General features: G+C 68.1%; 23 protein-coding genes. 14 read left to right on the top strand and 9 right to left on the bottom strand.

The window, feature by feature from the left end; all coding sequences use genetic code 11:
* The first annotated feature begins 11 nt into the window (after positions 1–11).
* The 4 genes from ACFWPQ_RS12800 to ACFWPQ_RS12785 all read left to right on the top strand — a co-directional run bounded on the left by ACFWPQ_RS12800 (position 12) and on the right by ACFWPQ_RS12785 (position 3,695).
* Positions 12–992 (top strand): ABC transporter permease, encoded by a 981-nt coding sequence (locus tag ACFWPQ_RS12800; RefSeq protein ID WP_384032674.1) that lies wholly within the window; start codon positions 12–14, stop codon positions 990–992.
* A 22-nt stretch (positions 993–1,014) separates the two neighbouring features.
* Positions 1,015–2,076, top strand: coding sequence for an ABC transporter ATP-binding protein (locus tag ACFWPQ_RS12795; RefSeq protein ID WP_384032672.1), 1,062 nt, complete (start codon positions 1,015–1,017; stop codon positions 2,074–2,076).
* A gap of 13 nt (positions 2,077–2,089) precedes the next feature.
* Positions 2,090–3,199: an ABC transporter ATP-binding protein gene (locus tag ACFWPQ_RS12790; protein ID WP_384032670.1), complete on the top strand. Its 1,110-nt coding sequence runs from the start codon at positions 2,090–2,092 to the stop codon at positions 3,197–3,199.
* Between the two features lie 91 nt (positions 3,200–3,290).
* Positions 3,291–3,695 (top strand): hypothetical protein, encoded by a 405-nt coding sequence (locus ACFWPQ_RS12785; RefSeq protein ID WP_384032668.1) that lies wholly within the window; start codon positions 3,291–3,293, stop codon positions 3,693–3,695.
* Here the strand turns inward: ACFWPQ_RS12785 and ACFWPQ_RS12780 are convergent.
* The 3 genes from ACFWPQ_RS12780 to ACFWPQ_RS12770 are packed head-to-tail and all read right to left on the bottom strand — an operon-like array spanning position 3,673 to position 5,536.
* On the bottom strand, positions 3,673–4,431 hold the full coding sequence (locus ACFWPQ_RS12780; protein WP_384032666.1) for a class I SAM-dependent methyltransferase: 759 nt from the start codon (positions 4,429–4,431) through the stop codon (positions 3,673–3,675). The genes ACFWPQ_RS12785 and ACFWPQ_RS12780 overlap by 23 nt on opposite strands.
* Positions 4,432–4,476: 45 nt before the next feature.
* Entirely contained in the window at positions 4,477–4,677 is a 201-nt protein-coding gene (locus ACFWPQ_RS12775; RefSeq protein ID WP_384032664.1) for a DUF397 domain-containing protein, read from the bottom strand.
* 7 nt (positions 4,678–4,684) lie between these two features.
* Positions 4,685–5,536: a helix-turn-helix domain-containing protein gene (locus ACFWPQ_RS12770; RefSeq protein WP_384032662.1), complete on the bottom strand. Its 852-nt coding sequence runs from the start codon at positions 5,534–5,536 to the stop codon at positions 4,685–4,687.
* Positions 5,537–5,734: 198 nt separating this feature from the next.
* On the opposite strand from ACFWPQ_RS12770, the gene ACFWPQ_RS12765 reads away from it, so the two are divergent.
* Both ACFWPQ_RS12765 and ACFWPQ_RS12760 read left to right on the top strand, forming a co-directional pair.
* Complete coding sequence (locus ACFWPQ_RS12765) at positions 5,735–6,142, top strand: ATP-binding protein (RefSeq protein WP_384032660.1); 408 nt, start codon at positions 5,735–5,737, stop codon at positions 6,140–6,142.
* Positions 6,142–7,050 carry a hypothetical protein gene (locus ACFWPQ_RS12760; protein WP_384032658.1) on the top strand — a complete coding sequence of 303 codons (909 nt, stop codon included), beginning with the start codon at positions 6,142–6,144 and terminating at the stop codon, positions 7,048–7,050. Before ACFWPQ_RS12765 ends, ACFWPQ_RS12760 begins: the two co-directional genes overlap by 1 nt.
* A 204-nt stretch (positions 7,051–7,254) precedes the next feature.
* Here ACFWPQ_RS12760 and ACFWPQ_RS12755 read toward each other — a convergent pair whose 3' ends face one another.
* The 5 genes from ACFWPQ_RS12755 to ACFWPQ_RS12735 all read right to left on the bottom strand — a co-directional run bounded on the left by ACFWPQ_RS12755 (position 7,255) and on the right by ACFWPQ_RS12735 (position 13,353).
* The gene (locus tag ACFWPQ_RS12755) at positions 7,255–8,298 is read right to left on the bottom strand and encodes an ABC transporter ATP-binding protein (protein WP_384032656.1); all 1,044 of its coding nucleotides are present in this window, start codon (positions 8,296–8,298) and stop codon (positions 7,255–7,257) included.
* A gap of 26 nt (positions 8,299–8,324) precedes the next feature.
* A complete protein-coding gene (locus tag ACFWPQ_RS12750; RefSeq protein ID WP_384032654.1) occupies positions 8,325–9,362 on the bottom strand; it encodes an ABC transporter ATP-binding protein in 1,038 nt (345 codons plus the stop codon).
* 51 nt (positions 9,363–9,413) lie between these two features.
* A complete protein-coding gene (locus ACFWPQ_RS12745; RefSeq protein WP_384032652.1) occupies positions 9,414–10,394 on the bottom strand; it encodes an ABC transporter permease in 981 nt (326 codons plus the stop codon).
* A gap of 120 nt (positions 10,395–10,514) precedes the next feature.
* Entirely contained in the window at positions 10,515–12,281 is a 1,767-nt protein-coding gene (locus ACFWPQ_RS12740; protein WP_384032650.1) for an ABC transporter substrate-binding protein, read from the bottom strand.
* A gap of 82 nt (positions 12,282–12,363) precedes the next feature.
* Positions 12,364–13,353, bottom strand: a complete 990-nt coding sequence (locus tag ACFWPQ_RS12735; RefSeq protein ID WP_384032648.1) for an ABC transporter permease — start codon at positions 13,351–13,353, stop codon at positions 12,364–12,366.
* Positions 13,354–13,890: 537 nt separating this feature from the next.
* Between ACFWPQ_RS12735 and ACFWPQ_RS12730 the strand changes: the two genes are divergently transcribed.
* From ACFWPQ_RS12730 to ACFWPQ_RS12710, 5 genes are read left to right on the top strand one after another with little or no spacing between them, the layout of a single operon-like run.
* The gene (locus ACFWPQ_RS12730; protein ID WP_384032646.1) at positions 13,891–15,522 is read left to right on the top strand and encodes an ABC transporter substrate-binding protein; all 1,632 of its coding nucleotides are present in this window, start codon (positions 13,891–13,893) and stop codon (positions 15,520–15,522) included.
* Between the two features lie 6 nt (positions 15,523–15,528).
* Positions 15,529–16,452, top strand: a complete 924-nt coding sequence (locus ACFWPQ_RS12725) for an ABC transporter permease (protein WP_361292143.1) — start codon at positions 15,529–15,531, stop codon at positions 16,450–16,452.
* Positions 16,445–17,425, top strand: coding sequence for an ABC transporter permease (locus tag ACFWPQ_RS12720; protein ID WP_384032644.1), 981 nt, complete (start codon positions 16,445–16,447; stop codon positions 17,423–17,425). The genes ACFWPQ_RS12725 and ACFWPQ_RS12720 overlap by 8 nt, the downstream gene beginning before the upstream one ends.
* A gap of 8 nt (positions 17,426–17,433) precedes the next feature.
* Positions 17,434–18,408, top strand: coding sequence for an ABC transporter ATP-binding protein (locus ACFWPQ_RS12715; RefSeq protein ID WP_384032719.1), 975 nt, complete (start codon positions 17,434–17,436; stop codon positions 18,406–18,408).
* Positions 18,401–19,474, top strand: a complete 1,074-nt coding sequence (locus tag ACFWPQ_RS12710; RefSeq protein ID WP_384032642.1) for an ABC transporter ATP-binding protein — start codon at positions 18,401–18,403, stop codon at positions 19,472–19,474. The genes ACFWPQ_RS12715 and ACFWPQ_RS12710 overlap by 8 nt, the downstream gene beginning before the upstream one ends.
* 189 nt (positions 19,475–19,663) lie before the next feature.
* Here ACFWPQ_RS12710 and ACFWPQ_RS12705 read toward each other — a convergent pair whose 3' ends face one another.
* Positions 19,664–21,790 (bottom strand): prolyl oligopeptidase family serine peptidase, encoded by a 2,127-nt coding sequence (locus ACFWPQ_RS12705; RefSeq protein ID WP_384032640.1) that lies wholly within the window; start codon positions 21,788–21,790, stop codon positions 19,664–19,666.
* Positions 21,791–21,992: 202 nt separating this feature from the next.
* On the opposite strand from ACFWPQ_RS12705, the gene ACFWPQ_RS12700 reads away from it, so the two are divergent.
* The 3 genes from ACFWPQ_RS12700 (at position 21,993) to ACFWPQ_RS12690 (ending at position 23,538) form a co-directional block, all read left to right on the top strand.
* Positions 21,993–22,187 (top strand): hypothetical protein, encoded by a 195-nt coding sequence (locus ACFWPQ_RS12700; protein WP_089098958.1) that lies wholly within the window; start codon positions 21,993–21,995, stop codon positions 22,185–22,187.
* Between the two features lie 71 nt (positions 22,188–22,258).
* Entirely contained in the window at positions 22,259–23,125 is an 867-nt protein-coding gene (gene mshB, locus ACFWPQ_RS12695; protein WP_384032638.1) for an N-acetyl-1-D-myo-inositol-2-amino-2-deoxy-alpha-D-glucopyranoside deacetylase, read from the top strand.
* Entirely contained in the window at positions 23,122–23,538 is a 417-nt protein-coding gene (locus ACFWPQ_RS12690; RefSeq protein ID WP_384032637.1) for a DUF6113 family protein, read from the top strand. Before mshB ends, ACFWPQ_RS12690 begins: the two co-directional genes overlap by 4 nt.
* Positions 23,539–23,680: the final 142 nt, after the last annotated feature.

Below are 23,680 nucleotides of genomic sequence, written 5' to 3'. Positions count from 1 at the left end.
AAGCCCCTCGCATGCTGCGCTTCCTCGTCCGCCGGATCCTCGGTGCCGTCGTCATCCTCTTCCTGTTGAGCATCGTGACGTTCTTGCTTTTCTTCGGGATGCCACGCGACCCGGCGCTGCTGATGTGCGGCAAGACCTGCAATCCGACCAGCCTGGCCAACATCCACCATGTGCTCGGCCTCGACAAGTCGATCCCCGAGCAGTACTGGATCTTCCTGCACAACCTGATCCTGGGCAGCAACCAGTTCGCCCAGGGTCCCTGCCCGGCCCCCTGCTTCGGTTACTCGTACCACACCAACGACCAGGTCTGGGCGACCATGATGGACCGCCTGCCGACCACGCTCTCGCTGACCCTGGGGGCCGCGGTGGTCTTCCTGGTCGTCGGTCTCGGCACCGGCATGCTCGCCGCGTGGAAACGGGGCACCCTGCTCGACAAGACGGTCACCGCCGGCTCGATGGTGATCAGTTCGCTGCAGATCTACTTCCTGGGGCCGCTGGCGCTGGCCGTCCTGGTCTACCAGTCCCACATCTTCGACAAGCCCGCCTACAACGACTTCACCGCGGATCCCGTCACCTGGTTCACCGGACTGATCATCCCGTGGGTGGTGCTCTCCACGATCTTCGCCTCGCAGTACACCCGTATGGCGCGCTCGTCGATGATCGAGCAGCTCCAGGAGGAACACGTCCGCACCGCCCGCGCCAAGGGCATGTCCCGTCAGTACGTCTTCTTCCGCTACGCCTGGCGCGGCTCCCTCATCCCGATCGTCACCATCTTCGGTATCGACCTCGGCTCGCTGCTCGGCGGTGCCATCATCACGGAGTACACCTTCGGACTGCCCGGTCTCGGGCGCCTCGCGGTGGAATCCGTGCAGTTCAGCGATCTGCCGCTGCTGCTGGGCGTCATGCTGTTCTCCGCCTCCATGATCCTGCTCTTCAACATCATCGTCGACGCGGCCTACGCGTTCATCGACCCGCGCGTGCGGCTGGCCTAGGCCGGTCAAGAGGAGAACCGTCGTGACCACTCTGACCAAGGACGCCGGCACCCCCGCACCGGCCGACGCGGGTGCCTTCCTCTCGGTGCGGGACCTGCACGTCAGCTTCAAGACCGAGGACGGCGTGGTCCGGGCCGTCGACGGGCTGTCGTTCGACGTGGAGCGGGGCCGGACCCTCGGGATCGTCGGCGAGTCGGGCTCCGGGAAGTCGGTCACCAACCTGACCGTCCTCGGCCTGCACAACCCGCAGTTCACCACGGTCGAGGGCGAGATCCTCCTGGAAGGCCAGGAGTTGATCACCGCCCGCGAGTCGGAACTGGAGAAGCTGCGCGGCAACAAGGTCGCCATGATCTTCCAGGACCCGCTCACCGCACTGTCGCCGTACTACACGGTCGGCCGGCAGATCGCCGAGCCGTTCATGAAACACCGGGGCGCCTCCAAGCGGGCGGCCTGGGACCGGGCGGTCGAGATGCTCGCCAAGGTCGGCATCCCCAACCCGAAGGAACGGGCGAAGGACTACCCGCACCAGTTCTCCGGCGGCATGCGCCAGCGCGCGATGATCGCCATGGCCCTGGTCTGCGACCCCGACCTGCTGATCGCCGACGAGCCGACCACCGCCCTGGACGTGACCGTCCAGGCGCAGATCCTGGACCTGCTCAAGGACCTGCAACAGGAGTTCGGATCCGGCATCATCTTCATCACCCACGACCTGGGGGTGATCGCCGACATGGCCGACGACATCATGGTGATGTACGCGGGCAGCGCGGTGGAGCGCGGCACGACCGACGAGGTCCTGCGCGCGCCCCAGCACCCGTACACCTGGGGCCTGCTCAACTCGATGCCGCGCCTGGACTCCGACCTGGCCACGCCGCTGAACCCGATCCCCGGCACCCCGCCCTCCCTGCTGGCCCCGCCCTCCGGCTGCCGCTTCCACCCCCGCTGCACCTTCCAGGACCGGGTCGGCGGCGCCCGCTGTGTCACCGAACGCCCCCTGCTGGCCCCCGACCGCTCCTCGGCGTGTCACCTCACGGCGGACCAGAAACGCACCATCTTCCTCGAAGAGATCAAGCCCGGTCTGGGCTAGGAGACGACACGTCATGACCCAGGACATGGTCCTTCCCGCCCCGCGCGAGGCGACTGCCGGTGAACCGCTCCTCGAGGTCTCCGGCCTGACCAAGTACTTCCCGGTCAAGGGCGGGTTCCCGATCCGGCGCACGATCGGGCACGTCCAGGCCGTGGACGGCATCGACCTCACCGTGCGGGTGGGGGAGAGCTTCGGCCTGGTCGGCGAGTCGGGCTGCGGCAAGTCCACGACCGGCCGGCTGATCACCCGCCTGCTGGAACCGACGAACGGCGCGATCAGCTACCGCGGCCAGGACATCACCCACGCGTCGCGCAGGGAACTGGCGCCGATCCGCTCCGAGATCCAGATGATCTTCCAGGACCCGTACTCGTCGCTGAACCCGCGCCAGACGGTCGGCAAGATCATCTCGGGCCCGATGGAGATCAACGGGATAGAGCCGGACGGCGGCCGCGAGAAGCGGGTCCGGGAACTCCTGGAGATCGTCGGCCTGAACCCCGAGCACTACAACCGCTTCCCGCACGAGTTCTCCGGCGGCCAGCGGCAGCGCATCGGCGTGGCCCGCGCCCTGGCCCTGGAGCCGAAGCTGATCGTCGCCGACGAGCCGGTCTCGGCCCTCGACGTCTCCATCCAGGCCCAGGTGGTCAACCTCCTCCAGGAGGTCCAGAGGGAACTGGGCATCGCGTTCCTGTTCATCGCGCACGACCTGGCGGTGGTACGGCACTTCTCGCAGCGCGTCGCGGTGATGTACCTCGGCAAGATCATCGAGGTCGGCGACCGGGAGGCGATCTACACCCGCCCCCGCCACCCCTACACCCACGCGCTGCTGTCCGCTGTCCCCGAGGTCAACCTCACGGCCGACGCCGACTCGGCCGGCCGCGAACGCATCCGCCTGGCCGGCGACGTCCCGTCCCCCATCTCCCCGCCGTCCGGCTGCCGCTTCCGCACCCGCTGCTGGAAGGCCCAGGACAAGTGCGCGACGGAGGAACCCCCGCTGGTCCAGATCTCCGGCAACCGGGCGGGCCACCTCACGGCCTGCCACTTCCCGGAGGACCCGACGACGGAGGCCCGGGACGAGGACATCGTGCTGGATCCGGCGCTGGCGGCGCTGGAGGAGGAGAACTAGAGCACTCATGCGACGGGGCGGAGAAACCCTGGTCAGAGCCCGTCGGTAACCTCAGGGGCCTGATCCGCCCGCATCACACCCTGGACGACGCATGACGAGCACGGAAGCCGGAACCACGGCGCTCCCGTCCCGGAGGACGGGAGCGCTCCTCGCCCTGGCGTACCTGGTGACGGTCTTCGGCCTCGACTACCTGAGCGTCGAACACGGCCTGGACGCCGCGGCCGCGGCCGTCACCGTCATCACCTTCCCCTCGGGCGTCGTGACGACGGTCCTGTTCCTCCTCGGCGCGGTGGTCTTCGGCTACGACGACCACAGCCCCGGCCCCGACACGTACGCCCCGTCCGTCCACGCCGTCGCGGGCATCGTCCAGGTCGTCCTGTTCTGGCTGGTCCTGAGGCAGCTGCGGAAGCGGCAGGAGAACAACGCCGGCGCGGGCCGGACGGACGCCGACCGCTCCCGGGAGGCCGCGGGCCTCAGGCGCGCCGCGCGACGGTGATGATCTCGGGGCTTTTGGAGGTGACCGGCCCGCGCGCCCAGTCGCCGTACTGCTCGGCGACCTCCAGACCGGCACCGGCGAGGCGGGCGGCGAGGGCATCGGTTCCGAGGAAGCGCAGGGTGGACCGGCACACCTGGGGCTGCGCCCAGGCCCCGCCCTCGTACGTCTCGGTGAAGGTCACCCGTTCCCCGCTCGGCGCCCCCTGGACCTCGTGCCAGACCCGGACGGCGCGGCCGACCGGGTCGGTGAGGTGCCGCACGCGGTCGGGGGTCCAGCCCTCCCAGGCGCGGGCGTCGGGGTTACGGGTCTCGAACACGAAGCGGCCCGTCGCGGACAGCGCACTGCGCACCGCGGCCAGCGCCGCCCCCAACTCCTCGTCCCCGAGCAGCTCCTGGAACGCGTGGCCGGTCATCACGACGAGGTCGAAGTCGTCGGCGTCCCAGCGGCGGCTCCGCAGATCGCCCAGCACCCACTCGACGGCGGGCTCTTCGCGCCGTGCCTGCACGAGCATCGCGGCGGCGGGATCGAGCCCCGCGAGCCGCCCGCCGTGCCCCTCCCCGCGGGCCCGCCGCAGCAACCGCCCGGTACCGCAGCCGACATCGAGCACGGACCCGGCGGCCATCACCAGGTCCAGGTAGAAGTCGTCACCCGGCCCCCACGGGTTGAGGCTGTCGTAGAGCGCGGCGAGCGAGAGATCCGCGTACGAATGATCGACCACCGCGGCAGTGTGCCACATGATGTTGAACGTGGGGTCAGGAACGGCGTTCTTCTTGAGCTTCTATCAACTTCCTGCAGAGCCGCGGACTTTGAGCGCCGCGAGGAACCCGGCGAAGGCGGCGGCGGGGAAGGTGAGGGTGGCTCTGGCGGGGGTTTTGGAGTCGCGGACGGATATGTGGGTGGGGTGAGGGGCGACCTCGACGCAGGCGTTGCCGTCGCCGCCGCCGGAGTAGGACGACTTGCGCCAGTTGTCGAGGTCGGTCATGGGTGCCTCACGGCTCCTTCGTCAGCCTGTGGATGAAGTCACGCGACCGGCCCGGGTCGAGTGATGCCGACTCCAATCTACGGAAGTGTGTTCGGAACACACCCAGCTGTGCCTCGGAGTCGACGAAGCCCGTGCCGTGCGGACCGTCTCGTACGACGGTGTCCAGCTTGGGGACGGCGCCTCCGGCGTACACCATGGCGGCACCCAGGTCGATGAAGTGCTCCAGATCGAAGGGGATCACGCGTACCGAGGTGCCCTCGGCCTCGGAAAGCTCCAGCACCCGGAGGAGTTGAGATCGTGCGGCGGTGCGGCTTCCCACCATCATGCGCAGCGCCGCTTCGTGGATCACGGCCTCGTACAGCGCGGGCCTTGCCTTCTCCAGGATGACGCGTCTCTGCATGCGGTGCCGGACACGCAGCTCCCTCTCCTCTTCGGGGAGTTGGGGAACACGGGACGAGAAGAGCGCGCGTGCGTAGTCCTCGGTCTGGAGAAGCCCGGGAATGAAGAGGAACTCCACGTCCCACTGGTAGGTGGCGTGGTACTCCAGTTCTGACAGGTCCAGGAACGACGAGGGCAGGCGCCCCCGGTATTCCTCCCACCAACCGCGTGTCCGATCGGCGGCCATCGCCGCGAGGGCGTCGACCAGTTCCTGGTCCGTGCAGGCGTAGTGGGCCGCGATCCTGCGTACACGTGCCTCGCTGACGCCGGCGAGACCGGCTTCGAACTGGCTCACCTGTGCGGAGTCGGTTCCCAGCAGTTCGGCGGCGTCGCGACCTCTGAGCCCCGCCGCTTCGCGCAATTTCCGCAGCTCAGCACCCAGCCGCTGCTGACGTGCGGTGGCCTGCTGCCTGCGTGGCATGGCGTCCTCCTCCACCCCGGCTGCCCAGAGGCAGTGACTCGTTCGAGCGCCAGATTATGGCAACGACTTGCGTGGTGCCAAAATTGACCCCTACTGTCGGTGACGTAACGCACACGCTGCGGAAGTGCACCGCACCGTTCTCGTGCGGCGATGCCACCGTGCGTGAAATCCCCTCCCATCGACCGGAGTTGATGACGCATGCCCGAGACCTGGGACTACACGCTCTACGTGCCCAACGACCTGAGAGCGGTGACGATCTCCCGTCGCACCCTGCGCCTGATCCTGACCATGCACGGGCTCATCGGCCTGGTGGACACGGCGGAGCTGCTGGCGGCGGAGTTGGTGTCGAATGCCGTGCGGCACACGAAGGGTCCGGCCGCGCTGCGGGTGCGGCGCTCCCCGGAGGGTGTGGTGTGGATCGGGGCGTGGGATGCGGATCCCGTGCCTCCGGAGCCGCCGGGGTCGTTGGAGGTGGTGACGGGCCTCGAAGAGGCGGGGCGGGGGTTGGGGCTGGTGGTCGCGTGTGCGGACGGCTGGGGCTGGCAGCCGTCGGCTCGGTTCGGGGAGCGGGGCAAGTTCGTGTGGTGCGAGTTGGGGGTGGCGTGATGGTGGGGTCGTCGCATGAGGCGTTGCATCGGATCTTCCAGAAGGATCCGGGGCTGCTGACGCATGCGTTACAGCGGGTGCTGGGCGTGCCGTTTCCGGAGCCTCGGGAGATCGCGGCGATGAACGTGGATCTGACGGAGATCGAGCCGGTCGAGCGTCGGGTGGACACGTTGTTGCGGGCGGAGACGGACGAGGGGACGTATCTCCTGGTCGTCGAGTCGCAGGGGAAGGCGGATGACCGGAAGCGGGGGAGCTGGCCGTACTACCTGTCGTACCTGTACGAGAAGTACCGGTGCGAGCCGGTGCTGATCGTGATCACGCAGAGCAGGGCTACGGCGAAGTGGGCGGCGCAGCCGATCCAGCTCGGTTTTCCGGGGTGGGAGTCGTTGATCGTGCGTCCGTTGGTGCTGGGGCCGGACAGCGTTCCGGTGATCGCGGACGAGCGGGAGGCGGTACGGGACGTACCTCTTGCGGTGCTGTCGGCCATGACGCATGGGCGGGGGCGGCAGGCCCCGGCCATACTGGAGTCGCTGGCAGCCGCCCTGAAGACCATCGACCGTGACAGTGCCGCGGTGTTCGTGCAGTTCGTCGATTCGTGCCTGGTCGATCCCCGGGCGAAGCAGATGTGGAGGGACCTGATGACGGCGATCCAGTACTTCTGGCGGCACCCGCTGGCGGAGCAGGTACGCGAGGAAGGGCGAGAAGAAGGCCGAGAAGAAGGCCGCGAGCAGGGGCGTGTCCAGGAGCGTGCCGAGATGGTTCTGCGGCTTCTGGAGTGGCGGGGTGTTCCGGTGAGTGACGCCGTGCGCGAGCGGGTGGACGCCTCCGCCGACCTGGACCAGCTTGAGGTCTGGGCCCAGCGTGCCATGCACGTCACCGACGCCGCGGAGCTGTTCGTCGAGGAGTGAGCGTCGGGCTGTCTTCTTGCCGTGGCTCGTGCGTCTCGCGGACGAGCCGTGCCAGTCGTCCGTGAGAGCGCGCAGTGGCCATGAGAAGGGCCCGCACCTGGGGAGGTGCGGGCCCTTGCTCCCCTGGAGCGGACGTTCAGGGCTCGGGTCAATGGGCCGGTGAAAGTCCGATCCGCAGGCGGCGGCTGACGGAAAAGGGGTGTGTCAGGCCGCTGCCTCGGGGTCCTCGGAGAGGCGCGGGGCGGGAACCGTGTCCCGTGCCTCGGGGTAGTGGCAGGCGGTGAGGTGGCCGGGCTTGTTGCCGTCGGCCTGGACCAGCGGCGGTGCCTCCGTCGCGCACTTCTCCGTCGCCTTCCAGCAGCGGGTGCGGAAGCGGCAGCCGGACGGCGGGTTGATCGGCGACGGGACGTCTCCGACCAGGCGGATCCGCTCGCGCGGCTCCGCCTCCACCGTCGCCTCGGGCACGGCGGACAGCAGGGCCCGCGTGTAGGGGTGGCGCGGGTTGTCGTACAGGTCCTCGCGATCGGCGATCTCGACGATCTTACCGAGGTACATCACCGCGACGCGCTGTGAGAAGTGCCGCACGATCGCCAGGTCGTGGGCGATGAAGACGAACGCGATGCCCAGTTCCTTCTGGACCTTCTGGAGAAGGTTCACGACCTGGGCCTGGATGGAGACGTCGAGGGCCGAGACCGGCTCGTCGGCGACGATCAGCTTCGGTTCCAGGGCCAGGGCGCGGGCCACGCCGATGCGCTGCCGCTGGCCGCCGGAGAACTCGTGCGGGAAGCGGTTGAAGTGCTCGGGGTTCAGGCCGACGATCTCCAGCAGCTCGCGGACCCGCTTCTCGCGACCGCCGGCCGGGTTGATGTCGTTGATCTCCATCGGACCGGAGATGATCTTGCCGACCGTGTGGCGGGGGTTCAGCGAGGCGTACGGGTCCTGGAAGATCATCTGGATCTCGGAGCGGACCGGCGCCAGCTCCTTGCGGCTGGCGTGCGTGATGTCCTGGCCCCGGTAGGTGACCTTGCCGTCGGTCGGCTCCAGCAGGCGGGTGATCAGCCGGCCGGTCGTGGACTTGCCGCAGCCGGACTCGCCGACCAGGCCCAGGCTCTCGCCCTCGGCGACCTGGAAGTCCACGCCGTCGACGGCCTGGACCGCGCCGACCGTGCGCCGGATCGGGAAGCCGCCCTTGATCGGGAAGTGTTTGGTCAGCCCGGAGACGTCCAGGAGGGGAGTGGTGCTGCTCATGGTGGTGATGTCCCGTCTCTTGTACGTCAGTGCTGCTTGGCCGCGGTCAGGTCGGCGAGGTACTCGGCCCGCTGCTCGTCCGTGAGGTGGCAGGCCTTGCCCCGGCCGTCCACGATCTCCAGGACCGGGCTCTCCGTGGCACACCGGTTGCCGTCCACCTTCTCGGCGAAGGCGCAGCGCGGGTGGAAACGGCAGCCCGAGGGCGGGTTGAGAAGGGACGGCGGGGAACCCGGGATCGGGTTCAGCGGGACGTCCACCGGGCCGTCCAGGCTCGGCATGGAAGCCAGCAGGCCCCACGTGTACGGGTGCTGAGGGGCGCTCAGCACCTCCTTCTTCGTGCCTCGCTCCACGCACCGGCCGCCGTACATGACCAGCACCTCGTCGGCGATGTCCGCGATCACACCCAGGTCGTGGGTGATGAAGATGATCGCGGTGCCGAACTCCTTCTGGAGGTCCTTGAGCAGGTCCATGATCTGGGCCTGGACCGTCACGTCGAGCGCGGTGGTCGGCTCGTCGGCGATCAGCAGCTCGGGGTCGCAGACCAGGGCCATGGCGATCATCGCGCGCTGGCGCATACCGCCCGAGAACTGGTGGGGGTAGTCGTCGACGCGCATCTCGGGCTGGGGGATCCCGACCCGCCGGAGCATCTCGATGGCCCGCTCGCGGGCCTCCTTCTTGGAGACGCCCTTGTGCTTGCGGTACACCTCGGCGATCTGGGTGCCGATGGTGTGGTACGGCGACAGCGAGGCGAGCGCGTCCTGGAAGATCATCGCCATCTTGTTGCCGCGGAGGTGCTCCAGCGTCTTCTCCGGGGCGCCGTTCAGCTCCTGGCCGTCCAGCTCGATGGAGCCCTCGACCGTGGTGCTGTCCGGGTTGTGCAGGCCCAGGATGGTCAGGTTGGTGACCGACTTGCCGGACCCCGACTCACCCACGATGCCCAGCGTCTTGCCGCGCGCGAGGTCGAAAGAGAGGCCGTCGACGGCCTTGACGACGCCGTCCTCGGTCGAGAAGTGCACCTTCAGGTCCTTGACGGACAGGAAGGGCTGCTGATCGGTGCTCGTCACGGGGACGCTCCAGAGGGGGTGATGCGGGGGGTAGCGAGGGGTGGGGCGGGGTCAGGCGAGCCGGATCCGCGGGTCGATCAGGGCGTAGACCGCGTCGACGACGATGTTGGCGATGACCACGAAGGACGCCGTGATCACCATGACGCCGAGCAGCATGGGCAGGTCGTTGGTCTGCACCGACTTCACGGACAGCAGGCCGATGCCCTGGAGGCTGAAGGTCTTCTCGGTGATCATCGCGCCGCCGAGCAGCACGCCCATGTCGATACCGAAGATGGTGACGATCGGGCCCATGGCGCCGCGCCAGGCGAAGCGGAAGAAGACGTTCCGAGCGGACATACCCTTGGCGCGGGCCGTACGTACGTAGTCCTCCGAAAGCGTCTCGACCAGTTGGGAGCGCGTCATTCGGGTGTAGTTGGCGGTCCAGATGAGCGCCAGCACCAGCCAGGGCAGCAGCAGCCCGTTGAACCAGGAGACCGGGTTGCTGGTGAAGTTCGTGTACGACGGCTGGTCGAGGATGTGCCACTGGTACACGAAGAAGTACAGGGCCAGCGTGCCCACGAAGTAGATCTGCATCGACGAGGCGATGAGCGAGGCACTGCTGGCGATCTTGTCGGTGGCCTTGCCCTGCCGCACGGCCGCGAGCATGCCGGCACCGACGCCGAAGAAGAGGAACACGACGGAGGAGCCGATGGCCAGCGAGAAGGTCGTCGGGAACCGGTCGAGGATCGTCGAGAGGACGGGCTCGCGGTTCACGAACGAGTAGCCCAGGCAAGGGGCGTTGCAGTGGCCGAAGGACGAGTAGTCCCGTCCCACGAAGATGGCCTCGAGCCAGTGCCAGTACTGGACCGGCAGCGGCTGGTCGATCCCCATGTTGTGGCGGATCAGCGTTAGCGTCTCCGGCGTGCAGAGCTTGCCGCAGGCGATCCGGGCCGGGTCGCGCGGCACCGCGTAGAAGAGCATGAACGTGATCGCGCTGATGATCAGCAGCGTGATCACGGCGCCGAGTAGCCGGCGGACGAGGAAGCGAAGCATGGGGAGTGGCTTTCCTGGGAGGGCCGTCGTGCGGATCGGGCCGGATCGGGGGTGACCGGCGGCCCGGTGGACGAGCCGAGGGTGGGGCGGCCGGAGCCGCCCCACCTCTCAGGTGATGGATCAGGCCTTGACGTACAGCTTGTAGAGCATGCAGCCGTCGAAGTTCGGGTCCATCTTGACGTTGCCGAGCTTGGAGCCGTGCAGGTACAGACGACGCATGTAGACGTCCGGGATGAACGCGGCGTCCTCGGTGACCTGCTTGTCCAGGGCGGCCCACATGGCGTTGGCCTTGTCGTTGTCGGTCTCGGCGGTGGCGGCCTTGATGGCGGCGTCCACGGCCGGGTCCTTCAGGTGCGAGTAGTTCGAGCCGCCGTCGGCGATCGCCTTGCTGTCGAACAGCGGCTGGAAGACCGAGTAACCGGTCGGCCAGTCGGAGGACCAGCCACCCCAGTAGATGTCGTACGGGTTGTCGACCTTGCCGGTCTGGTCGTACCAGGTGGTGGAGTCGATGCCCTTGGTGACGACGTCGAAGCCGGCCGCCTTGAGGGCGTTCTCGACGACGACCTTGATCTTCGCCTGGGTGTCGTCCTGCTGGTACGCGTAGACGATCTTGGTGCCGGTCTTGCCGGCCTTCTCCAGGATCTTCTTCGCGGCCGCCGCGTCGCCCGCCGGGTTCTTCAGCTTGCCCCAGACGTCCTGCGACTTGTAGCCGGCGACGAGCGGGCTCATGATGCCGGTCGCGTAGTCACCGCGGACCGAGCCACCCTGGAGCTGACGGATCGAGGCGGTCGGCCAGGCCTTGATGATGGCCTCGCGGACGTCCTTGTCGGCAACCCGCGTGGTGTTGATCCAGTACACGCTGACACCGCTGCTCAGACCCTGGAAGATGCGGTCCTTGGCGTCCGTCTGCGCCTTCTGGATGCGCTCCTGCGGGATGGTGCGCCAGGAGACGGCGTACTGGTCGTTGCCGGAGTCCGCCAGCAGCCGGTCGATCGCCGTCAGCTGCTCGATACCGAAGGTGAAGTCGAACTCGTCCGGGTAGGCGTTCCGGATCGGGTCCGTGTCCGGGTCCCAGTGCTCGTTGCGGACCAGGACCATCGACTTGTCGGTGACGTGCGACTTGACCTTGTAGGGGCCGTTGGAGAACGGCTTCTTGTCGTAGTCCTGCTTGGTGTCGTGCTTCACCGGCGTCGGCGCGTACGTCTGCATCGCGACGACGTAGTTGAAGTCCGGGCGAGCCTCGGAGAGGTGGAAGGTGATGGTCTTCCCGCTCGTCGTGATCGACTTCAGGTGCTTGCCCGAGTACGGACCCGAGTAGGACTTGCGGTAGTCCGTGGAGCCCGTCAGCCACGACTGGACGTACATGGCGCCCTCGGTGATGTAGCTGGCGAAGGCACGCTCGAAACCGTGGCGGACGTCGTCGACGGTGACGTCGGAGCCGTCCTCCCACTTGACGCCGTCCTTCAGGGTGAAGGACCAGGTCTTGCCGCCGTCCTTCATCGTGCCCGTGTCGGTGGCGAGGTCGCCGACGAGGGTCTGGGAACCGTCGTCCGCGATCTTGTAGCCGGTCAGGGCGCGGTTGATGACGATGACCGCGAGGGAGTTCCAGGCGTAGTAGACACGCTGCGGGTCGAGGTGCGAGAAGTCGTCGTCGTTCAGAAGGGAGACCTTGCCGCCCTTCTTCGCGCCGGCGACCTCGGGAGCCGGGCCCTTGGAGTCCTCCGCCGTGCCGATCTTGACCGTCGTGGTCTGAGCCTTGGCGGCCTCCTGCTTGCCACCGCTGGTGCCCCCGCTGCTGGAGTCACCGCTGCTGCACGCGGTCAGCACGGAACCCGCCGCGGCCGCGACACCGGTGGCTATCAGGAAGTTTCTGCGCGAGAAGGACATCGCAATCCTGCCTATGAAGAGAGTTGATGAGAGAAGTCCGGCACCCGGCGTCTTTGCCGTGGTCCTGAAGAGGGCCGGACGGTCAGCGCTTGGTCTTCGGGTCGAGGGCGTCACGCACCGAGTCACCGAGGAGGTTGAACGCCAGCACGAAGATCACCATCGCGAGGCCCGGGAAGAGCAGGAAGGTGATGTCGTCCTGGTAGTACTTGGCGGCGTTGCCGATCATGACACCCCAGTCGGGGGTCGGGTCCTGAATACCGACGCCGAGGAACGCGAGGCCTGCTTCCGTGGTGACCATCAGCGGCAGGTTGAGGGTCGCCTGGATCAGAATCGGCGTCCACAGGTTGGGGAGCAGCTCCTTGAAGATGATGCGGGCCGGAGACGCCCCCGTGACCTTGGCAGCCTCGACGAACTCCCGTTCCCGCAGGGCCAGCACCTGGCCGCGCAGCAGTCGGGCGATGGAGGCCCAGCCGAAGAGCGTCAGCAGGCCGACGAGGCAGGCGACGATGAGCCAGGTCGGCGTGTTCTCCTCGGGTGTCACGAAGAGGGCGAGCACCACGGGGGTGAACGCCACGAAGAACAGCTGGGAGGGGAAGGCCAGCAGGATGTCGATGACACGCCCGATGAACCAGTCCGTCTTGCCGCCCGCGTAACCCGCCGTGATGCCGACGACCACGCCGATGATCACGACGAGCACCGTGATGGCGGTGGCGATCAACAGGGAGTTGCGGATCCCGTACAGCAGGAACGTGAAGATGTCGCGGCCGAGCTGGGGCTCGATGCCGAACCAGAAGTCGCTGCTGATGCCGCCGTTCGGCTTGACCGGGAAGCTGTTGTCCCCGAGCAGTCCAGGCGTGTTCAGCCCGTACGTGGTGTACGGATCCTTCCCGTACAGCTTGGCGATGAGCGGGGCGGCCAGCGCGATCACGAAGAAGAAGATCACGATGATCGCGGATATGACGCCCGTGCGGTCCCGCTTGAAGCGGCGCCACGCGAGCTGTCCCGGGGACCTGCTCTCGGCGCCCTTCGAGCCGTCCGAAGTGATCGACTTCTTCTCGGTCTCGTCGGTCACCTCGAGCGGGGCAGCCGCGGATGGAGTTGGGGGGGTCATGGTGCTCCTGGCCCAAGGGGGTCTGATGACTCCGCAGGGCACGCTCCCCTACGGGCTACGCCGGACTTTTTCAACGCAATTCATTCAAGGTCAATAAATTCTCGGTCGGCTTGGGCTTCTCTTTACTTTCTTTGCCTCGACTTGACCGTTCCGTAGCTACGCGGGTAGCGCCTCGTAATCGCACCGTGCTTTAGTTCGGGCGAACTGGGCGAATCGGGCAAGGAGTTCGTTATGCGGACGCCTGGGTGCCGAAATGCGTACATCGCCGGGTCGCAATCCAACGTTTCGGCATCGTTGCGCGGAGATCCATTGCGTCGCCTTCACAAGATCCTCAAGGGGGCCCTGGAGGGGCGTCCGCAATCGGGTGAGGTGTCACCCTAAAGGTCGGCATGGGGCCGCCAGGAGGCCTCCGTTCGGGGCGATGGGTGAGCGATATGGGGCTATCGGGTCGATATTGACCGATAGCGGATCATTCATGGATCACGGAGGAGGCACGCCATGCGTTCAGCCACGCACGCCCGAGGGGCGGCCTGCGCGGTGGTGGTGGCGCTCGCCGCCACGGCCTGCGGGGGCGGCGGCAGCGGCGGGGGCGGCGGAGGCGGGAGCGGCGTGCTCAGCTCCTCCTGGGGTGACCCGCAGAACCCCCTGGAGCCGTCCAACACCAACGAGGTCCAGGGCGGCAAGGTCCTCGACATGATCTTCCGGGGTCTGAAGAAGTACGACCCGAAGACCGGCAAGGCCACGGACATGCTCGCCCAGAAGATCGACACGAGCGACTCGCAGAACTTCACGATCACGCTCAAGGACGGCTGGACCTTCTCCAACGGCGAGAAGGTGACCGCCAAGTCGTTCGTCGACGCCTGGAACTACGGAGCGAGTCTCAGGAACAACCAGAAGAACGCCTACTTCTTCGGCTACATCCAGGGCTACGACAAGGTCCACCCGGACACCGGCTCGCAGAGCGCCGACACGCTCTCCGGCCTGAAGGTCGTCGACGACAGCACCTTCACCGTCGCACTCGACCAGAAGTTCTCCAGCTTCCCCGACACCCTCGGCTACGCGGCCTTCGCCCCGCTGCCGCAGTCCTTCTTCACCGACCACGCCGGCTGGCTGAAGCAACCGGTCGGCGACGGGCCGTACCGCATCGAGTCGTACACCAAGGGCTCGCAGATGGCCCTGAAGAAGTGGGACGGCTATCCCGGCGCCGACAAGGCGCAGAACGCCGGGGTGACCCTCAAGGTCTACACGGACAACGACACCGCCTACACCGACCTCATCGCCGGCAACCTGGACCTCGTCGACGACGTTCCCGCCTCGCAGCTCAAGAACGTCAAGAACGACCTCGGTGACCGTTACATCAACACCCCGGCCGGCATCATCCAGACGCTCGCCTTCCCCTATTACGACAGCGCCTGGAACAAGAGCGGCTCGGACAAGGTCCGCACCGGCATCTCCATGGCCATCAACCGGAAGCAGATCACCGACACCATCTTCCAGAACACCCGCACCCCGGCCACCGACTGGACCTCGCCCGTGCTCGGCGCGGCCGGCGGCTTCAAGGAAGGGCTGTGCGGGAGCGCCTGCGACTACGACCCCGCCCAGGCCAAGAAGCTCATCGAGGAGGGCGGGGGACTGCCCGGCGGACAGCTCAAGATCACGTACAACGCCGACACCGGCTCGCACAGGATGTGGGTGGACGCCGTGTGCAACTCCATCAACAACGCGCTGGGCAACGACAAGGCGTGTGTCGGGAATCCGATCGGCACCTTCGCCGACTTCCGGAACCAGATCGGGCAGCACAAGATGACCGGACCGTTCCGCGCGGGCTGGCAGATGGACTACCCGCTCATCCAGAACTTCCTCCAGCCGCTCTACTACACGAACGCCTCCTCCAACGACGGCAAGTGGTCCGACAAGGACTTCGACGAACTCGTCGACCAGGCGAACGGCCAGACCGACACCGCCAAGGCCGTGTCCACCTTCCAGCAGGCCGAAGGGGTCGTCCGCGACAACATGGCCGCCATTCCGCTCTGGTACCAGAACGGCAGCGCCGGCTACTCCGAGCGGCTGTCGAACGTGGCCCTCAATCCGTTCAGCGTCCCCGTCTACAACGAGATCAAGGTCAGCTGAACCGGCATGGGGCGCTATGTCGTCCGGCGGCTGCTCCAGATGATCCCGGTGTTCGTCGGGGCCACGCTGCTGATCTTCCTCATGGTCAATGTCATGGGCGACCCGATCGCGGGACTGTGCGGTGAGCGCGCGTGCGATCCGGCGACCGCCGCCCAGCTGAAGAAGGAGTTCGGACTCGACAAGCCGGTGTGGCAGCAATACCTCACCTACATGGGGAACGTCTTCACCGGCGACTTCGGTACGGCGTTCAACGGGCAGCCGGTCACCGAGCTGATGTCCACCGCGTTCCCCGTCACCATCCGGCTGACGATCGTCGCCATCCTCTTCGAGATCGTCATCGGCATCACGCTGGGTGTGGTGACCGGTCTGCGGCGCGGGCGGCCCGTCGACACCGGTGTGCTGCTGGCCACCCTGGTCGTCATCTCCGTACCGACCTTCGTCACCGGCCTGCTGCTCCAACTGCTGCTGGGCGTGGAGTGGGGCTGGATCAAACCCTCCGTCTCCCCGGACGCCACCTTCGGCGAGCTGATCGTGCCGGGGCTGGTGCTCGCCTCCGTGTCGCTCGCCTATGTCACCCGGCTGACCCGCACCTCCATCGCCGAGAACAAACGGAGCGACTACGTCCGTACGGCCATCGCCAAAGGGCTGCCAAGACGCCGGGTCATCACCCGGCACCTGCTGCGCAACTCCCTCATCCCCGTCGTCACCTTCATCGGCACCGACATCGGCGCGCTCATGGGCGGCGCGATCGTCACCGAGCGGATCTTCAACATCCACGGCGTCGGCTACCAGCTCTACCAGGGGATCCTGCGGCAGAACACGCAGACGGTGGTGGGCTTCGTGACCGTGCTGGTCCTGGTCTTCCTGGTGGCCAACCTCCTGGTGGACCTGCTCTACGCCGTACTCGACCCGAGGATCCGCTATGCCTGAGCAGCCGTTCGAGCCCGACCGGGCGATCGCGGGGACGGGAGCGGGCGGGGCGATGGACCTCGCGACGAGCGAGGCGCAGACGCTGGAGAGGACACCGGGCGGGCCGCTCGGCACCGGGCCGGCGGCCAGACCGCGCTCGCTCTGGTCCGACGCGTGGCGGGACCTGCGGCGCAACCCGGTCTTCATCGTCTCCGCCCTCGTCATCCTCTTCCTCGTCGTCATCTCCCTGTGGCCGTCCCTGATCGCCTCCGGCTCCCCCCTCAAGTGCGACCTGGCCAAGGCCCAGGAGGGCTCCCAGCCGGGCGCTCCCTTCGGATATGACGGACAGGGCTGCAACGTCTACACGCGGACCGTCTACGGGGCCCGTACGTCCGTCACGGTGGGCGTCTGTGCCACCCTCGGGGTCGCACTGCTCGGGTCGGTCCTCGGCGGGCTCGCCGGGTTCTTCGGCGGGTTCTGGGACTCGGTGCTCTCCCGGATCACCGACGTCTTCTTCGCGATCCCGGTCGTCCTCGGCGGTCTCGTCCTCCTCTCGGTGGTGACGAGCAATACGGTCTGGCCGGTCATCGGGTTCATGGTGCTGCTCGGCTGGCCGCAGATCTCCCGGATCGCCCGCGGCTCGGTGATCACCGCGAAGCAGAACGACTACGTCCAGGCGGCCCGCGCCCTCGGTGCCTCCAACTCCCGCATCCTGCTCCGGCACATCGCGCCGAACGCGGTGGCGCCCGTGATCGTCGTCGCGACCATCGCGCTCGGCACCTACATCGCCCTGGAGGCGACCCTGTCGTACCTCGGCGTCGGGCTGAAGCCGCCCAGCGTCTCCTGGGGCATCGACATCTCCGCCGCCTCGCCCTACATCCGCAACGCCCCGCACGCGCTGCTGTGGCCCTCCGGAGCCCTCGCGCTCACCGTCCTGGCCTTCATCATGCTCGGCGACGCGGTGCGCGACGCCCTCGACCCGAAGCTGAGGTGAGCGCCGCCGTGCTGCTCGAAGTGCGCGACCTGCACGTGGAGTTCCGGACACGAGACGGGGTCGCGAAGGCGGTCAACGGCGTCTCGTACGCCGTGGACGAGGGGGAGACGCTGGCCGTGCTGGGCGAGTCGGGGTCCGGCAAGTCGGTGACCGCCCAGGCCGTCATGGGGATCCTCGACATGCCGCCCGGGCGGATCGGCGGGGGCGAGATCCTCTTCCGGGGGCGCGACCTGCTGAAACTGAAGGAAGAGGAGAGACGGAGGATCCGGGGCGCCGAGATGGCGATGATCTTCCAGGACGCGTTGTCGGCGCTGAACCCGGTGCTGAGCGTGGGCGACCAGCTCGCCGAGATGTTCGTCGTGCACCGCGGGATGTCGAAGAAGGACGCGCGGGCCAAGGCCGTCGAGCTGATGGACCGGGTGCGGATCCCGGGCGCCGCCCAGCGGGTGCGGGACTATCCGCACCAGTTCTCCGGCGGGATGCGCCAGCGCATCATGATCGCCATGGCGCTGGCCCTGGAACCGGCGCTCATCATCGCCGACGAACCGACGACCGCGTTGGACGTGACCGTGCAGGCCCAGGTCATGGACCTGCTCGCGGAGTTGCAGCGCGAGTACCGCATGGGGCTGATCCTGATCACCCACGACCTGGGCGTGGTCGCGGACGTCGCCGACCGGATCGCCGTCATGTACGCCGGGCGGATCGTCGAGTCCGCGCCCGTGCACGACATCTACAAGGCGCCGGCCCACCCCTACACGCGCGGACTCCTCGACTCCATCCCGCGCCTCGACCAGAAGGGCCAGGAGCTCTACGCCATCAAGGGCCTGCCGCCCAACCTCATGAACATCCCTCCGGGCTGCGCCTTCAACCCCCGCTGCCCCATGGCCCAGGACGTGTGCCGCACCGACGAGCCACCGCTGTACGAGGTGGACCGGCACCGGGGCAGCGCCTGTCACTTCTGGAGGGAGTGCCTCAATGGTTGACGCGACGGTTGAGCCGATCCTGGAAGTGAGTGGACTGGTCAAGCACTACCCCCTGACCCAGGGCATCTTGATCAAGAAGCAGATCGGTGCCGTCAAGGCCGTTGACGGTGTTGACTTCACGCTCAACAAAGGAGAGACCCTCGGCATCGTCGGGGAGTCCGGCTGCGGCAAGTCAACAGTTGCCAAGATGCTCGTCAATCTTGAGCGGCCGACGGCGGGGTTGATCAAGTACAAGGGCGAGGACATCACCAGGCTGGGCGGTCGTGCCCTCAAGGCGGTCCGCCGCAACATCCAGATGGTCTTCCAGGACCCCTACACCTCCCTCAACCCCCGCATGACCGTCGGCGACATCATCGGGGAGCCGTACGAGATCCATCCCGAGGCGGCCCCCAAGGGCGACCGGCGCCGGCGGGTCCAGGAGCTGCTGGACGTCGTGGGGCTCAACCCCGAGTACATCAACCGCTATCCGCACCAGTTCTCCGGCGGCCAGCGCCAGCGCATCGGCATCGCACGGGGGCTGGCGCTGCGCCCCGAGGTGATCGTCGCGGACGAACCGGTGTCCGCGCTCGACGTGTCCGTGCAGGCCCAGGTGATCAACCTGCTGGACCGGCTCCAGAACGACTTCGACCTGTCGTACGTCTTCATCGCGCACGACCTCTCGATCGTGCGGCACATCTCGGACCGGGTCGGCGTGATGTACCTCGGGCGGATCGTGGAGATCGGCAAGGACGAGGAGATCTACGACCACCCGACCCACCCCTACACCCAGGCGCTGCTCTCCGCGGTGCCGGTACCGGACCCGGAGGCGCGGGAGCACCGGGAGCGGATCATCCTGAGCGGGGACGTCCCGTCGCCGACGAACATTCCGTCGGGGTGCCGGTTCCGCACGCGGTGCTGGAAGGCGCAGGAGCGGTGCGCGCTGGAGGTGCCGTTGCTCGCGGTGCCCGCGGTGTTCCGGCTCGCTTCGGGGCCGGCGGCGCATGACTCGGCCTGCCACTTTGCTGAAGAGAAGCAGGTGGTTCCGCCGGAGGAGCCGCCGGACGATCTTGGCGAGGGGGGTGCATAAGGGCATGAAGCGGGGTCAATCGCGTTAACACGCAGGCAACTTCACCGACCCGGTCTCGATATACGGACGCGGCACGCTTAACAGCGTACGGCCGTGCGGGTGCCGTAAACGGGCCGGAGCGCGCCATGTCGCTCCGGCCCGTTGCCGTGTGCGGGCGGGTGGGGGCTGATCGCGCAGTTCCCCGCGCCCCTAAAGGGGCGCGATGCCCAGGGTCCGCTTCAAGAAGTCCAGTTGGAGCAGCAAGAGGTTCTCCGCCACCTGTTCCTGTGGGGTCATGTGGGTCACGCCCGACAGGGGCAGGACCTCGTGCGGGCGGCCTGCCGCCAGGAGGGCGCTGGACAGGCGCAGGGAGTGGGCCACCACCACGTTGTCGTCCGCCAGGCCGTGGATGATCATCATCGGGCGGTGCGGTTCGGCGGCGTCGACCAGGCCGGTGTCGTCGATCACCGAGTTGCGGCGGTAGACGTCCGGCTGTTCGGCCGGGTGGCCGAGGTAGCGCTCCTGGTAGTGGGTGTCGTACAGGCGCAGGTCGGTCACCGGGGCGCCCACCACCGCCGCGTGGAAGACGTCGGGGCGGCGCAGGGCCGCGAGGGCGGCGAGGTAGCCGCCGAAGGACCAGCCGCGGATCGCCACCTTGGTCAGGTCGAGGGGGAAGTCGGCGGCGAGCGCCTGGAGGGCGTCGACCTGGTCCTGGAGGACGATCGCCGCGATGTCGTCCTTGATGGACTTCTCCCAGGCCGGGGAGTGGCCGGGGGTGCCCCGCCCGTCGGCGACGATCACCGCGAAGCCCTGGTCGGCGAACCACTGGGAGGTGAGGTGGGCGTTGTGGGCGGCGACCACGCGCTGGCCGTGCGGACCCCCGTACGGGTCGAGCAAAACCGGAAGGGGAGTGTCCCCGTGGTAGTCCTGTGGCATAAGCACGGCGCACGGAATTCGGCGTGCGCCCCCCGCGGTGAGCGTCACGCGCGGGGACAAATCGGGGTCTTCGGCGTATGACGTGACAGTCGCCAGGTGCTTTCCGTCGCGCAGTACCTGGACCCGGGCGCCCGGGCTCTCCAGGGTGGCGGAGACCAGTACGGTCACGCCCCCGGCGCGCACCGCCGTGTGCACGCCGGGCTCCTGCGACACGCGCTCCACGCCGAGTTCGTTCACGCGGTAGACGTGCACCTCGCCGATCTCGGGGGACTCGGCCTCCTCGCCGGCGGACGCGGAAACCAGCACGTCATCGGTGGTCACGTCGAGCACCGCACGGATGTGCAACTGGGGTCCCGTGAGCGGCCGTTCACCCACCGCGAGCACCCGGGCGCCACCCTCGTCGGCGATCCGGACCAGCTGTCCCGAGGGGCTCCAGCAGGGCACCCCACCGAAAAGTTCAAGCCATGTTGGATCTTCGTCGGCGTGCACCATCCGGGTCGCCCCCGACCCCGGGTCGACGGCCAGGAACAGCTGACTGCGCTGGTCGCGCGCCTGTACGAGCAACAGCGGGGCACCCGCCTCTGACCAGTGCACATGCGCCAGGTACGGATAGCGCGCCCGGTCCCAGGAGACCTCCGTGCGCGCCCCGGCGAGGTCGTGCACGAACAGGCGTACGTCCGCGTTCTCGGTGCCCGCCGCCGGATAGGCGACATGATGTGGCTCACGCTCCGGGTGGGCGGGGTCGGCGATCCACCACCGCCGTACCGGCGTGTCGTCCACGCGCGCCACGAGCAGCCGGTCGGACTGCGGCGACCACCAGAAGCCGCGCGAACGCCCCATCTCCTCGGCCGCGATGAACTCGGCCAATCCGTAGGTGACCTGTTCCGACTCCGGCTCGGCGAGTGCCCGGTCGCCCTCGCCCTCGGCGCCCACCACGCGCAGGGCACCCTCCGCGACGTACGCGACATGACGGCCGTCGGGGGACGGGCGCGGGTCGATCACCGGCCCGGGGACCGGGAGTTCGCGCGCCGTGCCGACCCTGAGCTCGGCCGTGAAAAGCCGCCCTGACAAGGCGAAAGACGCCAACTCCAGGGCCGCGTCGGTGGCGTAGCCGACGATGCCGGCACCGCCTTCGCGGCTGCGTTCGCGGCGGGCCCGCTCCTGGGGCGAGAGGTGCTCGTCGGCACCGCCGAGCAGGGTGCGCGGGTCCGCGGCGAGTCGCTCCTCGCCACTCGGCAGATCGAGAATCCAGAGGGAGTTGGCGCGGTCCGTGCCGGAGCCGGAGCGCAGAAACGCCACGCGGGAGCCGTCGGGGGCCACGGTGAACGCGCGCGGCGCGCCGAGCGTGAAACGCTGGGTGCGGGCGTGCCGGCGGGGGAATGAGACAGCCTCGGTCGTCATGCCCCGACCATATTGGCCATGCGCCCCCTTGTGCGGCCGTGCGCCGAGCGATGCGCGAGCACGCATAGTTATGATCACTACCGCTGAGTGGGTATGAACCTGCTGGCATGCGCATGGATTTGCTGTACCGATCTACAACCTGATCTACAACCCCCATAGTCCGAACCCCCCGCATCCCTGGGATCTTTGGAGGTGAGCCGCCGTGGCACTCTCGATTTCGGCGGTGGTGCTGCTGGCGATCATCGTCTTCTTGTTGATCAAGAAGTCAGGTCTGAAAGGCGGTCATGCAGTCGTCTGCATGCTGCTCGGTTTCTATCTCGCCTCCTCGACCATCGCGCCGACGATCAGCGATCTGACGACGAACGTCGCCAGCATGATCGGCAGCATCAAGTTCTGACCCCGCCCACTTTTCGCACCGGTCGACCGGGGCTGCGCGGCACTGTCGGTGTCGTTTCGTAGGGTGGGCACATGACGGAACTGCCCCCCCGGCGTCTGTTGCTCGTGCACGCGCACCCGGACGACGAGTCGATCAACAACGGCGTCACCATGGCCCGCTATGCGGCCCAGGGTGCCCATGTGACGCTGGTCACCTGCACGCTCGGCGAGGGCGGCGAGGTCATCCCGCCCGGGCTGCGGCATCTCACCGGTCCCGCCCTGGGCGAGTACCGGCTGGGTGAGCTCACCGCCGCCATGCGCGAGCTCGGTGTCGAGGACTTCCGGCTGCTCGGCGGCCCCGGCCGCTACCGCGACTCCGGAATGATGGGCCTGCCCGACAACGACGCGCCCGACTGCTTCTGGCGGGCCGACCTCGACGAGGCCGCCGGGCACCTGGCCCAGGTGATCCTGGAGATCCGCCCCCACGTCCTCGTCACCTACGACGACAACGGCGGGTACGGCCACCCGGACCACATCCAGGCCCACCGCGTCGCCATGAGAGCCGTCGAACTGGCCGCCGAGGCCGGCCACCGCATCCCCAAGGTCTACTGGAACCGCGTCCCGCGCGCGGTCGCCGAGGCCGCCTTCGCCAGGCTCCAGGACGACCTGCCGGGGCTGCCCTTCGCCAAGTCCGCCGCCGTCGACGACGTACCGGGCGTGGTCGACGACCGCCGTGTCACCACGGAGATCGACGGCGCCGCGTACGCCGGTGCCAAGGCCGCCGCGATGGCCGCCCACGCCACCCAGATCGAGGTGGCACCGCACGGCGCCCGCTACTTCGCGCTCTCCAACGAGCTGGCGCAGCCCGTGTTCACCACGGAGTTCTACGAGTTGGTGGGCGGTGAGCCCGGTGGCGCCCGGGAGGCCGATCTCTTCGCGGGCCTCGGGGAGGCGTCATGAGTTCCGGTGGCCGCGGGTCGGCACTCGCGCAACCCCTGCAGTCGCCCTCGGCCGGCCGGGTCGCGGCGCTCCTCGGCCTGGTGGTGCTCGGGGCCGTGGTCGGCGTCGCCGGGGCCCTCGTCCAGGCCGGCTGGTTCCCGGGCGGGCTGCTGCTCGCCCTGGCCGGCGCCGGCGGGCTCTTCCTCGGCGGGGCCCGGGCCGTGCTGAGCCGCTCGGGGGCCGTCGCGCCCGCGTTCGGCTGGGTCGTCGCCGTCATCTTCCTCACCGCCAGTCGGCCGGAAGGCGACTTCCTGTTCGGCGCGGGAGTCGGCTCGTACCTCTTCCTGCTCGGCGGCATGGCGCTGGCTGTGATCTGCGCCACAATAGGTTTGGGGCGGCAACCTCACGCGGACGGCGCCCGACTTGGCAAGTGACGTACCACTTCGCCGTGGGGCGCCCGTGGGAGTCCGGTGTGGGTTTCCCCAGCGGTCATGGGATAAGCGTCAGAAGTGGCCAGTATGGTGGTGCGCGCCGCCGAGCCGCCCCAGCAAGGTCGTCACCGGCGGTGGAGCCAAC

This window comes from Streptomyces sp. NPDC058464, assembly GCF_042721035.1.
GTDB lineage: Bacteria > Actinomycetota > Actinomycetes > Streptomycetales > Streptomycetaceae > Streptomyces.
This window is presented reverse-complemented; position numbering and strand designations above follow the sequence as displayed.